The following is a 12,775-nucleotide window of genomic DNA, read 5'->3' on the forward strand; positions in this document are numbered from 1 at the left end:
TCATGGCGCATGCAGGATCGGACATCATCCTTGAACGGATGATGGCGCTTCATCCCAAGATCATCGATCTGACGCTGGATCGGGTCTGGCGGCTGCTGGCTGCATTGGACAACCCGCAGGACCGGCTGCCGCCAGTGATCCATATCGCGGGCACGAATGGCAAGGGCAGCACGCAGGCCATGATCCGCGCCGGGCTTGAGGCGGCGGGGCATCGCGTGCATGCCTATACCTCGCCGCATCTGGCGCGGTTCCACGAACGGATCAGGCTGGCCGGTGAGCTGATCACAGAGCAACACCTGACCGAGATGCTTGAGGCGTGTTATGCCGCCAATGACGGTGCGAACATCACCTATTTCGAGATCACGACCTGTGCCGCGCTGTTGGCCTTTGCCCGCACACCGGCCGATTTCACCCTGCTGGAGGTCGGCCTGGGCGGGCGGCTGGACGCAACGAATGTGGTCGAAAAGCCTGCGCTATGCATCATTACGCCGGTCTCGATGGATCATGAGCAATATCTTGGCGACACCCTTGGAAAGATCGCGGGCGAAAAAGCGGGCATCCTGAAACGCGGCGTGACCTGCATCGTCGGCCCCCAGACCGACGAGGGGCTTGACGCGATCGAGGCCAGCGCCGCGCGTGTCGGCGCCCCCCTGCTGATCCATGGGCAGCACTGGCATGTGGCGCGCGAAGGCGACCGGATGATCTATCAGGACGAAAACGGGCTTCTGGATCTGCCCCTGCCAAACCTGCCCGGCGCACATCAGATCCAGAACGCGGGCGCAGCCCTTGCTGCCTTGCGCCATCTTGGGCAGCCGGATGTCACCTTTGAGGCCGCCGTCACAAGGGCGTTCTGGCCCGCCCGCATGCAAAGACTGCGCGAAGGCCCCCTTGTCGAACAAGCGCCCAAGATCGAGCTTTGGCTGGATGGCGGCCATAACCCCGCAGCAGGCGAGGCGATCGGCGCGCATCTTGCAACCCTGCCGAAGCGCCCCACGCATCTGATCTGCGGCATGCTCAACACCAAGGATATCGGCGGCTACCTGCGCCCGATGGCGCCGCATATCGACAGCCTGCTTGCGGTCAGCATTCCCGATACCGAAGCAACCCTGCCGGCGGCAGAGACGGCGGCGGCGGCAACACGTGCCGGGATCACCGCCAGCGTGGCCGCTTCCGTCGGCGCGGCGCTGGCCGATATCGCGGCACGCGACCCTCAGGCGCGGGTGCTGATCTGTGGATCGCTTTACCTGGCAGGGTCGATCCTGCGCGAAAACGGCTAGGCTGCGGATCATCAGCGCCACATCGGGGCAACTGCACGGGATCTCGGCATTTCGGGGGCGGGCGACGAATCGCGCCCTGCCCGAATCACTTTATGTTGACTGATTCGGACCGATTCCCCTATATCTTGCCTATTCATCGGGGCAAGCCCGTCTGCCAGTATCACGGGCTGTCTTTTTTCTGGGGGATTTTCGTGATGTTGCGCCGTTTGAGCCTTGTTTGTCTTTTTGTCAGTATGGCAACGCTTCCCGTGCTTGCAGAGCCGGTACGCATCACGCAGGACGTCGATGTCCGGACGATCGACCTGAATGGCACGACCATCGTGATCGACCGGATACAGGACAGCGAGAACCGGCTTGAAGGGGACTTTGCCCGCACCTCTCGCCCCTGCCCGCCCTTCTGCATCACGCCCATGACCGCGGCCCCGGGTGTCGTCACCCTGGGCGAGCTTGAGGTGATGGATTTCCTGGAAACCCGCGTTTCGGCCGGCGAGGGTCTGCTGCTGGACAGCAGGCTTCCCGAATTCTTTTCCAAGGGCACGATCCCCGGCGCGATCAACCTGCCCTTCGCCACGCTTGATCCTGCCAATCCCTATCGTGACGAAATCCTCAAGGCGCTGGGTGCGACCCTGACCGGCACCGAGTGGGATTTCTCGCAGGCCAGACAGCTTGCGGTCTTCTGCAACGGTCCCTGGTGCGATCAGGCGCCCCTGGCGATCCGGTATCTTCTGCAGGCCGGCTATCCTGCCGAAAAGCTCAGCTATTATCGTGGCGGGATGCAAGTCTGGCTGCAACTGGGTCTGAGCACCCATATACCGAGCGGAGGTTGACCTTGTCCGCAACCGCTCAGCCCAGCACGACCTTGCATGCCTCCCAAGGCGTTTTGGGGTGCAAACCCGTTTTTGACAGTATCCGTCGTTTTCCGGAGAATTCCATGTTTCGCGCCCTCGCCATCGCCAGCCTTTTCGCAGGGGTGACCGTTTCCCTTGTCCTGATCCAGTCGGATTCCGGAACGCCCCCGGCGCTGGACGGCGCGGGTGTGACGCGGTCTTCGGCGGGCTTCGATCAGCTGGCGATTGCGCCGGCGGTTGCGGCCCCGCAGGCGCTGACGTCTGTGCGAACAGCAGATCAGACCAGCGCAGGTCAGGCCGACGCACCCCCCCGGCAGGGGATCGCCGCGGATATGGATTTGCAGGCGATGACGCGGGGGGTTCTTGTGGAACTTGGCGTGACCCCACCGGCCCCGGCCGCAGGCGACACCCAGGCCGATGATCCCATGCGCGCGATGTCGATGTCCGCGCTGAGCGGGCTACGCAAGATGACCGGTCAGCCTGATCCCGCAGAAGCGACCATGACGTTCCAGACACTGATCGCGCGGGCCCTGCAGGCGGGTCAATCAGACGCCTATATCGACGCGCTGCTGAACGAGGCCGCAACAAGCGGCGCAATCTCCGTGCCGGGCGCCCTGGTCACGGCAGAGGGACGTGTCGATACCCATGTCATCCTCAGCACCATCGTGGCCCAGGCCGCTATCGCCAGCGGCCAGGATGTCGCGGCCGTGGTTCCGTCAGGCAATCTGGCGCAAAGGGGCGGGCAACAGGTCTACACGGTCGGACCGGGCGACAGCCTTGGGTCGATCGCATTGCGATTCTACGGCGATATGGCGCGCTATACCGCGATATTCGAGGCCAACCGCGCCCTGCTGTCCAGCCCGGACAGTCTGCGGGTAGGACAGCGCCTGGTGATCCCCACGATTTGACAGTTAAGGCAGGCAGGAGACGAAAGAGGGGCCGAACCAACGGCCCCCTTTCATTTTCGGGACAGGGGTTTGCGCCGGATCAGGCCCGCAGGCCGGTTTCGCGCAACATGCTGCGGCGCTTGGCCTCGTAATAGTAGCCGCGCGCATACCACATGACCGCGCGATCATGGCTGCCATCGGCCAGCAGCCATGCCCCGCGCAGGTAGCGCACGGCGTAACGCAGGTTGGTTTCGGCATCCAGAAGGTCAGCGGGCTGCCCACGAAAGCCCATCGTGCGCGCCGTGGCGGGCAGAATCTGCATCAAGCCATAGTAGGGCCCGTTGCGCGCGTCGGGGCGATGGGTGCTTTCGCGCAGGATCACGCGCTGCACCAGTTCCACCGGCACATCGTTTTCGCGGGCGGCGGCCACGATCAGGCGGCGCAGCTGTGGCGTTTCGTTCGGATAAAGCGGGGTCGACCGGGTGGCCAGGTCTTCAGGCTCCGGGGGCGCAGATCGCGCACAGGCCGAAACGGCAAGGGCGGCGATCAGGCCAAGGGCGGCACGTCGGGAACAGGATACCATCAATGACCTCGAAAAGGGTTCTGCCTTGCGCGTGATAGCCCGCGTTCCGACCGGACAGAACTGTTGTTTTCGGTATCGGCAAAGCGGCGCCGATCAGACCCTGTCGCCCGCCCATTCCGCTGATTGCATCTCGCGCAGGCGGCTGGCGGTCCGTTCGAATTCGAACGTCCCCTCACCCTCGAGATAAAGGTATTCAGGTTCTGCGGCGGCCGAACAGATCAGCCTGACCTTCGCCTCATAGAGCGCGTCGATCAGGGTGACGAAGCGCTTTGCCTCGTTGAAGTTGGACCGCCCCAGAGTGGGGATATTCTCCAGCACCAGAACACGCGCCGCTTCGGCCAGGGCCAGGTAATCGGCGGCCCCCAGGGGCTTGCCGCACAGATCGTAGAAAGAGGCGCGGGCGACACCGTTGCGAAAGGCGGGTATTTCCACCTGCCGCCCCTTCACATGCAGCGTCAGAGGGTCAGTGCCGCCCCCCGTCAGATCCTGCCAGACCTGCGCGATGGCCGCGCGCGCCGCGTCATTGACGGGGGTGAAATAGACAGGCGAGCCTGCCAGCCGGTCCTGTCGGTAGTCACGGTGGCTGACCAGCTCATGCACGACCATCCGTTCCTTGAGCAGGGCGATGAACGGCAGAAAGATCTGCCGGTTCAGACCGTGCTTGTACAGATCATCCGGCACCCGGTTCGAGGTGGTGACCACGACGACACCGGCCTTGAACAACGCCTCGAACAGGCGCCCCACGATCATCGCATCGGTGATGTCTGTGATCTGCATCTCGTCGAAGGCCAGAACCTTGACGCTTGCCGCGACATCGGCCGCAACCGGGGCGATTGCATCCTCGACGCCGCGCTGGCGCGCCTTGTGCATGCCGGTGTGGATTTCCTGCATGAAGGCGTGGAAATGCACCCGTCGCACCGGCACATCAAGGCTTTCGACAAACAGATCCATCAGCATCGACTTGCCGCGCCCGACCCCGCCCCAGAGATAGAGACCGCGTGGCGGTTCAGGCGGTTTGCGGAACAGGCCACGCTTGACCGGCTGCGCCAGGGCCGCGCGAATACGCTCGAACTCGGGCAGGGCCTCAAGCTGGGCCTCGTCCGGGGTCAAGCGACCCTCCTGCACGCGGGCCTCGTAGATCTGGAGCAGTGTTTCCATGCCCTCTCCTTAGCCCGCGCCCCGTGCCGTGAAAAGACGCAGGGCATCACGAAAGGTGATGATTGACCGCAGATTTCATCAATTGACGCTGCCAAGCATCGGCTTAAGGTCCGGCCACCATCCCAGGAGACCCCGATGCACAGCGCCGCGCCCGCCAGACCCGCCTCGATCTTCACGCCTGTCCTGCTGGTCGGTTGCGCCATCATCATGGTGTCTTTCGCAATCCGGGCCAGCTTCGGCGTGTTCCAGATCCCGATTGCCGAAGAATTCGGCTGGCTGCGCGCCGAATTCAGCCTTGCCATCGCGATCCAGAACCTGGCCTGGGGCATCGGGCAACCCTTCTTTGGCGCGATGGCGGAAAAGCTGGGCGATCGCAAGGCGATCATCCTTGGCGCGCTGTTCTATGCGGCGGGGCTGGTGCTGTCGTCTTTCGCCGTGACACCGACGGCACATCAATTCTACGAAATCCTTGTGGGCTTCGGCATCGCCGGCACCGGGTTCGGCGTGATCATGGCCGTTGTCGGGCGCGCCGCATCGGATGAAAACCGTTCGATGAGCCTGGCCATTGCCACCGCCGCCGGTTCGGTCGGGCAGATCTTTGGCGCGCCGCTGGCCGAGTGGCTTCTGACGATGATGAGCTGGCAAAGCGTGTTTCTGGTCTTTGCCGCATCCATCCTTGCGGTGCTGTGCCTTCTGCCGCTGATGCGCGCACCCACACCCCCGGCCAGCCGCGCCGAGCTTGAACAGAGCCTTGGCGCGATCCTGAACAAGGCGTTTCGCGATCCGTCCTTTACCCTGATCTTCGTGGGCTTTTTCAGCTGCGGCTATCAGCTGGGCTTCATCACCGCGCATTTTCCCGCCTTCGTGACGGAAATGTGCGGGCCGATCCTGCCGGGCGGCGTGCTGCACGGTCTTGGCATCACCACGACCTCGGCGCTGGGAGCGGTCGCGATTTCGTTGATCGGTCTGGCCAATATCGCAGGCACGCTGGCCGCCGGATGGGCGGGCAAGTACTGGCCGCGCAAGTATCTGCTGGCGGGTATCTACACCGCGCGCACATTCGTCGCCGCCGCTTTCATCCTGACGCCGATCACGCCCGCGACCGTGCTGCTGTTTTCGGCGGCGATGGGGTCACTCTGGCTGGCGACGGTGCCGCTGACCTCGGGGTTGATCGCGCATATCTACGGGCTGCGCTATATGGGCACGCTCTACGGCATCGTCTTCTTCAGCCACCAGCTGGGCAGCTTCATGGGTGTCTGGCTGGGTGGCAAGATGTATGACCTGACCGGCGACTACATGCTGGTCTGGTGGATCGGCATAGGCGTCGGTGCCTTCAGCGCCATCGTCCACTTGCCGGTGCGCGAAAAACCGATGCCACTTGCGGCCAAGGCGGCCTGAGGCGGCCTGAGGCGGGACAACCCGCCCGGGGCCGCGTCTATCAGTCGCCTGCCACCTCGGCGGCGATCCCGGCTTCGATGGCGCGGACGATGGCGCTGGCATGGGTATAGGTCAGCCCGTGGCCTGCGCCGTCAATCACATCCTGCCGGGCCATGCGGTTCCATTGCGCCAGCCTGCCCATCGCGCTGATCGGAATGACGGTATCGTCGCGGCCCCAGATCGCCATCACGGAAATCCCTTCGCGGCTGATGGCGCGATGTTCCTGCTCCAACGGGCGGGGCAGGATACCGCGCATCGACGACAGGACCGCAGGCACGAAACCGCGCTTGCCCAGTTCGGCCTGCTGATAGTCGATGATGCCCGCCACCTCGGTGGGCAAGGCGCGCTCGGCCTCGGTGCCCTTCTTGTGGAGCGCCGGATAGCGCAGCAGCATCAGCCAATCCCCCAGGATCGGCGTGTCGCGGGTGAATTTCGCAAGCTTGCCCAGATCATGCCCCATGCCTGCGGGCGCCAGCAGGATCATGCGCCGCACCCGGCCGGGATTGCGCGCGGTATAGGCTGACACGATGGCGCCCCCCATGGAATAGCCCAGAAGGGTGATGTCATCCTGCACCCCCTGCGCGGCCAGCAGATCGTCCAGTTGCCGGATGAAGAAATCCTGATCCTGAAGCCCCGGCACGCGATCGGAATAGCCGCGCCCGTAAAGATCGTAGACCAGCACCCGAAACCCCATCAGGGCCAGCCCCTGCGCCACGGCGTCCCAGACCATCGAGGGCGTCGTCAGCCCGTGCACACAAACCGCCACAGGCCCGCGCGCGGGCCCGATCCAACGGAAATGCGTGACACCTTGCGACAGGGTCGCGAATTCACCCGGCGCGTCCTGGCGCGCCGCGTCGTTCATCGGCTGGCGCATCGCTTCACGCGCGAAGGGCCAGATCGCGACAAGCCCGATTACGAACAGAAAGATCAGGAACCAGATCATTGTGCTGCCCTCCAGGCATCCAGAATGTAGCGGCTTGTCATCAGGTCCAGATGCGCGCCGCCACCGTTCTTGAAAAGCGTGATGTCATCATCGCTGCTGCGGGCGAATTTGCCCGCCTCGTAATAGTCGGCCAGAATATCTTGGCGCGCGATCACGCCACGCGCCAGCGGGTCCTTGATCTCGCCGATATGACCCACGGTGGTGTCATAGCTGTCCACGAAGATGCGCGCGCGGCGCAGGGCCGTATCATCCGCCTCGCGCATGTCGGGGCGATAGGCGCCGATCAGGTCCAGATGCTGGCCGGGGCGCAGCCAGTCGCCCTTGATGACGGGTTCGGTGCTCATCGTGGCGCAGGTGATGATGTCGGCCTGCGAGACGGCCTGTGCCAGATCATCGGCAACGGTCATTCCCGGCCAGTCGGCGGCCAGTGCCTCGGCCCCGGCGCGGCTGCGGTTCCAGATGGTGAATTCGGCATCGGGAAAGCCCGAAGCATAAGCCTCGCGCAGCGACCGGCCCACGGTGCCCGCCCCCACGATCAGGATGCGTCGGCTGTCGGGCCGCGCCAGCCTGAGGGCCGCGCAAAGGCTGTCACCGGCCGTCTTCCACTTGGTGACCAGGTGAAAATCGACGATTGCCTCCAGCATCCCGTCACGGTCGGAATAAAGCGTGACCCCACCGTTGACCACGGGCTTGCCCGCTTGTGCGTTGCCCGGAAAGATCGTGGCCGATTTCACCGCCACCCCCAGCCCGTCGATCCATGCCGCGCGATTCAGCAGCGTATCAGGCGTGCGATAGAGGAAGGTATCGGCAATCTCGGCCCGTGGCAGGGTATGGCCACGGGTCAGCGCCTGTGTCAGGGCGCGCCAGTCCAGATGCGCCTCGGCGGTGAAAGGAATAATGGGGATGGTCATGCGGCTTCCTTTTCGGTCAAGAGACCCTCGGCAATCAGGCAGTTGGCCCAGCCTTCGGGTCCGTCGAACAGATGCGTCTGCCAGCCGCGTTTCGCGGCGGCCTCGATATTCTCGGCCCGGTCGTCCGTGAACAGAAGCGAGGATGGCGGCAGGCCACAGCCGTCCTCGAGCATCTGGTAGATGCGGGGGGCGGGCTTGGTCACGCCCATCGCGCCGGACAGGAACAGCCGGTCGAATTCATCCAGAAACGGGTAGACGCCACGCGCCATCCGGAACGGTTCCAGCCCGAAGTTGGACAGGGCAAAGACCGGCACGCCGCGCGCGCGCAGGGCGCGCAGCAGGCGGACGGAATGCGGGATTTCGGGCCGCGCCATGTCCAGCCAATGACTGTGCCACATCATGATCGCCGCGGCATGGGCGGGAAACTCGCGCGCGGTGCGGGCGATTTCATCCGCAAAATCGCCCCCCGAATCCACCCGGTCGTTCATCGCATGCAGGTCCACATCCGCAAACATCGCGCGGCGGCGCCCCTCGCCGATTGTGGCGTCATAGAACCGTTCCGGCTGCCATTCGATCAGCACATTGCCGATGTCGAAGATTACCGCCTGCACGCGCATCGCCGCCTCCTGTGCCGCGCCTGTTGCGGGCTAGGTCTGTTTGCCAGCCGCGCGGATCTCGCGGTCAAGCGCTTCAAGAAAGCGCGAGCGATCCGCCTTTGTAAAGCCCTTGCCGCCACCTTGGCGGAACGGATCTGCGGCGCGCAGGTCGGTCATCAGGTCACGGGTCGCCAGCACATTGCCGATATTGGCCTTGGTCAACGCCTCGCCATTGTGTTTCAGAACCCGCGCACCGGCGGCCACGCATTTCGCAGCCAAGGGGATATCGCCGGTGATCACCACATCGCCCGGCCCCGCGCGATCCGCGATCCACATATCGGCCACGTCAGGGCCTGCGTCCACGATCACCACCTCGACCAGCGGGTTGCGCGACAGGCGCAGGCCCCCGTTGCTGACCAGCTTCATCTGGATACCGTGGCGGGTCGCCACGCGCTCGGCCTCTTCCTTGACGGGGCAGGCATCGGCATCGACGTAGAGAATGCTCACGCGTAAAGCGCCTCGGCGTGGAAGGACACGTGATCTTCCATGAAGGTCGAGACGAAGAAATAGCTGTGATCGTAGCCCGGTTGCAGACGCAGCACGGCCTGCGCGCGGCGGGCCATCACGGCATGGGCCAGGGTTTCGGGGCGCAGGTTGTCAAGGAATTGGTCCTTGGTGCCAGTGTCACACAGCAGCGGGATATCCAGACCCACCGCGCGCATCATCAGGCTGGCGTCATGGCGCGCCCATGTGGATTCGTCATCGCCCAGATAGGCGCCCAGTTGCTTGCGCCCCCAGTCGGCCCCCGTCGGGTTGCAGATCGGCGCGAAGGCCGAGACCGAACGGAACCGCCCCGGCAGACCCATGGCCAGCGTCAGGGCACCATGCCCGCCCATCGAATGGCCGGTAATGGCCTGGCGTTCCTGATCCAGCGCGAATTCATTGAACAACAGACCGGGCAGATCCTCGGCCACATAGTCCCACATGCGGAAATGCGGGGCCCATGGCGCTTGCGTGGCGTTCACGTAGAACCCGGCCCCCTGCCCCAGATCATAGGCCGCGTCATCCGCCACGCCTTCGCCGCGCGGACTGGTATCGGGGAAAACCAGCGCGATCCCCTGCTCTGCCGCCCAGCCCTGCGCGCCTGCCTTGACCATTGCATTCTCATGCGTGCAGGTCAGCCCGGACAGATACCACAGCACGGGCACGGGGCCATCCTTGGCCTCGGCCGGCAGGAACAGGCCAAAGGTCATGTCGGCTCCCGTCGCTTTCGAGGCGTGCTTGTAGACGCCCTGCACGCCGCCGAAACAGGCGTTTTCCGAAAGGGTTTGCATCAAGGTGTCTCCTTTTCGCGTTTGGTGGCTTGGCTAAGCCAATGATACCCGGCCCACAAGGTTACAGCGTCGAAATCCAGCCAATCACCAGCGAGACGGTCACGATACTCAGCGCGGTCGAGATCAGGATCGAGGACGACACCCGATGCGGCGCCACGCCATAGTGCTGCGCCAGCATGTAGACATTGCCGGCCACCGGCAAAGCCGCCGCCGCGATCATCACGCCCGCCGCATAGGGTTCGACCGGAAAGATCAGCAGCGCCGCCACGGCGACAGCGGCCGGATGCAGCACCAGCTTGCAGAACGACAGCCAGCCCGCCACGAAGACCCGTTCCGCCGATTTCGACGCAAGCGAGGCACCGATGGCGAACAATGCGCCCGGCGTCGCGGCATTGCCCAGCAGGATCACGAATTCATTCAGCGGGCCGGGGATCGGGATCTGCAGGCCCGACCAGGTCAGGCCCAGCACGATGGACACGATCATCGGGTTCTTGAGCAGCCCCAGTCCGATGCTGCGGAAGATCCCCCAGGAAACCCGCCCGTCCCGCGCGCCGGTGATCAGGATCACGATCAGGCTGCCAAAGACGATCAGGTCCACCGCCAGCACCAGCATGACCGAGGCGATCGCCGCCTCGCCCAGCAGCAGCGCCAGCATCGGGATACCCAGGAAGCCGACATTGCCGATGGTGGCGCATTGCGCCTCGATCGCGGCCTCCTGCATCGGAATGCGGCGCAGAAGGGCCACGCCCGTCGCCAGCAGATAGACCACCACGGTGGCCAGCAGATAGGCTTTCACGAAGGTCAGATCGAAGACCTCTGCCAGTGACAGGTTCGCCGAGAACCGGAACAGCATCGCCGAGAGGGCAAAATAAAAGACGAATTTGGTCAGCCAGGCGGTTGCGGCCTCGGTGAAAAAACCGCTGCGCCCAGCGCCATAACCGACGCCGATCACCATGAAGAAGGGCAGGGTCTTCAGAAAGATCTCGAACATCAGCCGTTGGTAACACGGCGGGGGGCGGCGTCAATTGCCGAAAGCACCGGGGCCCGTCATCAGCCGCTGCCGATCAGCACCCCGGCGGCCAGCACAAGCGCGCCGCCCAGCACCACCTGAAGTGCCGCGCGGAAAAACGGCGTTTCCATGTAACGGTTCTGGATCCAGGCGATGGCCCACAATTCGACGAAAACAACGGCAATGGCGATCACGGTTGCGGTCCAGAAATCGGTGATCAGATAAGGCAGCGCATGCCCAAGTCCGCCGACCGTCGTCATGATACCAGAGGAAAAGCCGCGTTTTGCGGGTGAACCGCGCCCTGACAATTCGCCATCATCTGACGCAGCCTCGGTAAAGCCCATGGAAATCCCTGCCCCGATGGACGCCGCCAGACCCACCTGAAACGTGGTCCAGGTATCTTGCGTGGCAAAGGCCGTGGCGAAGATCGGCGCCAGGGTCGAGACCGATCCGTCCATCAATCCGGCCAGACCGGGTTGCACCCAGGTCAGGACGAATTGCCGATGCGATGCGCGCCCTTCAGCGGCGCGTACATCCTCGGGCAGATGCTTTTCCGCAAGGTCGCCGGCCAGTGCCTGATGCCCGGATTCGGCTGCGGCCAGATCGCCCAGCAGCTTGCGGGTGGCCGCATCCGTGCTGCGCTGCGCGGCCTTGAGATAAAAGGCTTCGGCCTCGCGCTCCATGCCTTCGGCCTCGGCGCGGATACGCTCAATCCCCAGGTTCTCGATCAGCCAGACCGGACGGCGCGCGTAATATCCCGCGACATGTTCCCGCCGGATCAGCGGAATGACGGATCCGAAACGCGCTTCGTGCAGGTCGATCAGGCGGCGGCGGTGGCTGTCTTCCTCGGCGGCCATGCCATCGAACATGGCGGCCGTATCGGGATAATCGGCCCGCAATCTTTCCGCATAGCTGCGGTATATGCGGGCATCATCCTCTTCAGAGGAGATCGCCAGCGCAAGGATCTCTTGCTCGGACAGGTCGCGAAAGCGGCGGCGTTGGGACAGAAAGGGCATACAGCTATTTCCATGCATATTAGAATGATTCTAATCTAAACCTGACAGAGTGGTTCGGCAAGGGGCGGCGATGCATGCAGATTGCTTGTCGAAACTGAACCATTCGGTTTAAACTGCACCGATGCAAGGGACAGGGGCGCATGAATATCATTGCTGAACAGGGGCGCGTCAAACCGCGCAAGGGCCGAAAATATGACCAGGTTCTTGATGGCGCACGCGAGGTGTTCCTGCTGTGCGGTTTCGAGGGCGCGTCGGTAGACGATATCGCGCGCGCGGCAGGCGTGTCCAAGGCCACGCTCTACAGCTATTTTCCTGACAAACGCCTGATGTTCACCGAGATGGCAGAGCGCGAATGTTCGCGGCAGGCCAGCGCCGCCCTTCAGGTGATCGACATGACCGCCCCGCCCGCGCTGGTCTTGCGGCAAACCGCGGGGCGACTGATCCGGATCATCCTGTCCGATTTCTCGCAGCGGATCTTCCGCGTCTGCGTCGCCGAAGCTGACCGTTTCCCCGAACTGGGTCAGGCCTTCTATGACAGCGGCCCCGCCCTTGGCCGCGCCCGGATCGCGGATTACCTGCGTCAGGCACAGGCACGTGGCGAAGTCGCGATCGAAGATTTCGGACTGGCCGCCGACCAGTTCGCCGAGCTGTGCAAGGCGGATTTGTGGACGCGGGCCGTTTTCGGCATCCAGAACCGGTTCTCGGATGATGAAATTGATCGCGTGATCGAAGGCGCCGTCAAGACATTCCTGGCCCGATACGGCGTGAAGGACTGA

At 63.9% G+C, this 12,775-nt stretch carries 14 protein-coding genes; 5 read left to right on the forward strand and 9 right to left on the reverse strand.

Annotated features, from left to right (window positions below):
* Window positions 1-2 precede the first annotated feature (2 nt).
* From ACFQ3C_RS09305 to ACFQ3C_RS09315, 3 genes are all read left to right on the forward strand, one after another.
* Window positions 3-1,277 (forward strand): bifunctional folylpolyglutamate synthase/dihydrofolate synthase, encoded by a 1,275-nt coding sequence (locus ACFQ3C_RS09305; protein ID WP_380790891.1) that lies wholly within the window; start codon window positions 3-5, stop codon window positions 1,275-1,277.
* Window positions 1,278-1,510: 233 nt separating this feature from the next.
* The gene (locus ACFQ3C_RS09310) at window positions 1,511-2,104 is read left to right on the forward strand and encodes a rhodanese-like domain-containing protein (protein WP_380790893.1); all 594 of its coding nucleotides are present in this window, start codon (window positions 1,511-1,513) and stop codon (window positions 2,102-2,104) included.
* A gap of 104 nt (window positions 2,105-2,208) precedes the next feature.
* Window positions 2,209-3,033 carry a LysM peptidoglycan-binding domain-containing protein gene (locus tag ACFQ3C_RS09315; RefSeq protein ID WP_380790896.1) on the forward strand — a complete coding sequence of 275 codons (825 nt, stop codon included), beginning with the start codon at window positions 2,209-2,211 and terminating at the stop codon, window positions 3,031-3,033.
* Window positions 3,034-3,112: 79 nt separating this feature from the next.
* On the opposite strand, the gene ACFQ3C_RS09320 is transcribed toward ACFQ3C_RS09315, so the two are convergent.
* On the reverse strand, window positions 3,113-3,595 hold the full coding sequence (locus ACFQ3C_RS09320) for a transglycosylase SLT domain-containing protein (RefSeq protein WP_380790898.1): 483 nt from the start codon (window positions 3,593-3,595) through the stop codon (window positions 3,113-3,115).
* Between the two features lie 93 nt (window positions 3,596-3,688).
* Window positions 3,689-4,753: a cell division protein ZapE gene (gene zapE / locus ACFQ3C_RS09325; protein ID WP_380790901.1), complete on the reverse strand. Its 1,065-nt coding sequence runs from the start codon at window positions 4,751-4,753 to the stop codon at window positions 3,689-3,691.
* Between the two features lie 135 nt (window positions 4,754-4,888).
* On the opposite strand from zapE, the gene ACFQ3C_RS09330 reads away from it, so the two are divergent.
* On the forward strand, window positions 4,889-6,151 hold the full coding sequence (locus ACFQ3C_RS09330) for an MFS transporter (protein ID WP_380790903.1): 1,263 nt from the start codon (window positions 4,889-4,891) through the stop codon (window positions 6,149-6,151).
* A gap of 40 nt (window positions 6,152-6,191) precedes the next feature.
* Here the strand turns inward: ACFQ3C_RS09330 and ACFQ3C_RS09335 are convergent, their stop codons facing one another.
* The 7 genes from ACFQ3C_RS09335 to mbfA form a co-directional block, all read right to left on the reverse strand.
* Window positions 6,192-7,133: an alpha/beta fold hydrolase gene (locus ACFQ3C_RS09335; protein WP_380790905.1), complete on the reverse strand. Its 942-nt coding sequence runs from the start codon at window positions 7,131-7,133 to the stop codon at window positions 6,192-6,194.
* On the reverse strand, window positions 7,130-8,044 hold the full coding sequence (locus ACFQ3C_RS09340; protein ID WP_380790908.1) for an ornithine cyclodeaminase family protein: 915 nt from the start codon (window positions 8,042-8,044) through the stop codon (window positions 7,130-7,132). The genes ACFQ3C_RS09335 and ACFQ3C_RS09340 overlap by 4 nt, the downstream gene beginning before the upstream one ends.
* Entirely contained in the window at window positions 8,041-8,661 is a 621-nt protein-coding gene (locus ACFQ3C_RS09345) for an HAD family hydrolase (RefSeq protein ID WP_380790910.1), read from the reverse strand. The genes ACFQ3C_RS09340 and ACFQ3C_RS09345 overlap by 4 nt, the downstream gene beginning before the upstream one ends.
* 30 nt (window positions 8,662-8,691) lie before the next feature.
* Complete coding sequence (locus tag ACFQ3C_RS09350; protein WP_380790912.1) at window positions 8,692-9,147, reverse strand: YaiI/YqxD family protein; 456 nt, start codon at window positions 9,145-9,147, stop codon at window positions 8,692-8,694.
* Window positions 9,144-9,974: an S-formylglutathione hydrolase gene (gene fghA, locus ACFQ3C_RS09355; RefSeq protein WP_380790914.1), complete on the reverse strand. Its 831-nt coding sequence runs from the start codon at window positions 9,972-9,974 to the stop codon at window positions 9,144-9,146. The genes ACFQ3C_RS09350 and fghA overlap by 4 nt, the downstream gene beginning before the upstream one ends.
* Before the next feature lie 61 nt (window positions 9,975-10,035).
* On the reverse strand, window positions 10,036-10,965 hold the full coding sequence (locus tag ACFQ3C_RS09360) for an AEC family transporter (protein ID WP_380790917.1): 930 nt from the start codon (window positions 10,963-10,965) through the stop codon (window positions 10,036-10,038).
* A 59-nt stretch (window positions 10,966-11,024) separates the two neighbouring features.
* A complete protein-coding gene (gene mbfA / locus ACFQ3C_RS09365) occupies window positions 11,025-11,999 on the reverse strand; it encodes an iron exporter MbfA (RefSeq protein ID WP_380790919.1) in 975 nt (324 codons plus the stop codon).
* Window positions 12,000-12,139: 140 nt separating this feature from the next.
* On the opposite strand from mbfA, the gene ACFQ3C_RS09370 reads away from it, so the two are divergent.
* Window positions 12,140-12,775, forward strand: coding sequence for a TetR/AcrR family transcriptional regulator (locus ACFQ3C_RS09370; protein WP_380790921.1), 636 nt, complete (start codon window positions 12,140-12,142; stop codon window positions 12,773-12,775).

Origin of the sequence: Seohaeicola saemankumensis, assembly GCF_042678485.1 — a bacterium.
GTDB lineage: Bacteria > Pseudomonadota > Alphaproteobacteria > Rhodobacterales > Rhodobacteraceae > Seohaeicola > Seohaeicola saemankumensis.